Origin of the sequence: Paenibacillus sp. OT2-17, from assembly GCF_009827695.1 — a bacterium.
Classification (GTDB): domain Bacteria; phylum Bacillota; class Bacilli; order Paenibacillales; family Paenibacillaceae; genus Paenibacillus; species Paenibacillus polymyxa_B.
Genome location: NZ_WUDQ01000735.1, coordinates 1 through 1,512, shown reverse-complemented (window position 1 = coordinate 1,512; position 1,512 = coordinate 1). Strand labels below are relative to the sequence as shown.

The window sequence follows — 1,512 nt, the reverse complement described above, 5'->3', positions numbered from 1 at the left end:
AGTATTTTCGATCACTTTAATGAAGCCATTATCAGTTTGATTTGCTGAAATTGAATCCTGCGCAAAAGCAGCAGGGCTTAGTGACAGAAGCAATGATGTGGCGATACCAAAACTCATTAATCTTTTCAAATTAAATCTCTTCTTTCTATAATTTAACTACATAAATAATTATAATTAATCTGAATATCTGTGTACATAGTCACTAAGTACCATTAAATGATGTTGTTATGTGAATCAATGGGGAATAGTTTGATTTATCTATATATAGTTAAAAGTTCTGCTAACCTTAATTGGTCGGCTGGGCATTTGTTAGACACTGAGTTTGGCAACATTGAATACATAAAGCGCCTTGGATTTAACTCCAAGACGCTCCCCTGCTTGTAATAACGGTTAGTTAATGTCTCCTGGGTACTGACCAGTAGTACCCCAAGCTTCGCCTTCAACTTTGTTACCGTTGGCTCTGAATTGAATTACGTATTCCCCTGAAGGCATTCCATTAGGGAATGAATTAAGACTAGTCCATGTTAATGTGTCTCCTTTGCCAACAGTTTTATAGACATATTCTCTCCCGTTACCCTGCAAGCTCCAAGTGAGATTTGATGTTCCTTCATTCCGAACTTTAATCTTTACATGTCCATAACCTTTTTTAACAGTTAAGTCCATCGTCGGACTTGTCCCACTAAGAACCTCATGTACCTCTTGACCAGTTTGTTGGATAACTGTACCTCCATGATCCTTCGATACTTTAATCCCTGTAGCTGGTGTGGCAGAAGTAGCCAGCGGAGCTACTGCCGTAAGAGCCAATACACCTATAAGGATGATTGCTGTGTTTTTAAACTTCATCAAAAATCGTCCTCTTGAATGGTATAATTTGTACTACCGACCAAGTATACCATATAAAAAAAGAATAAAATGTAGATTTTTGTTAACGAAATGGTGAAAAATCATTAATATTCGAAAATATATAATTCATCTGAATATTGCATGACATATATTTCAAAACTTATTGACAACTGTTAAATTATGGACAACAATAGAATGCAATAATATAAAAGTTTTGGTATTTCTGAATGAAGGGTGGATATGACATGAAGCATACACCTACGATTCGAGCAGAATTAGACGGATATTTAAAACAAGAAGGTTTGAGTCTAACGCAATTTGGGCAACTTGCAGGCATGAATAGGGGAATAGTAAGTGCTATTGTGACAGGGAATAAGTCAATGTCTGTTAACCAGCTCGACCTAATCACTGAGGCTATGGGTTTACCAGAAGGGTATTTTTACGATCTGTTTATAGAAAACTACATCATCGACCATCCTCCGAATATGAGGCGAATCGAGCCATTTTTGTTTCGCTGTGCGGAGTTGGACAAGTTGGATGCGATCCGTCGAGTGGTGGAAGCCATCATGGACAATCTACTGTATTCACCCAAGCTATTTGAAATTGCAGAAGAATTATTGGCGGAGGGAAGACATGCGGCTGCATTGCTGCTCTATGAGGGGGTAGCTG

1 protein-coding gene and 1 pseudogene are annotated in these 1,512 nt (G+C 38.0%); one reads left to right on the top strand and one right to left on the bottom strand.

The genetic code is table 11. From position 1 onward, the window contains the following. Positions 1-390: 390 nt before the first annotated feature. Positions 391-843: a hypothetical protein gene (locus GRP75_RS26610; RefSeq protein ID WP_160790853.1), complete on the bottom strand. Its 453-nt coding sequence runs from the start codon at positions 841-843 to the stop codon at positions 391-393. 245 nt (positions 844-1,088) lie between these two features. Between GRP75_RS26610 and GRP75_RS26605 the strand changes: the two are divergent. Further along, a pseudogene (locus GRP75_RS26605) lies at positions 1,089-1,512 on the top strand (transcriptional regulator); the annotation flags it as partial.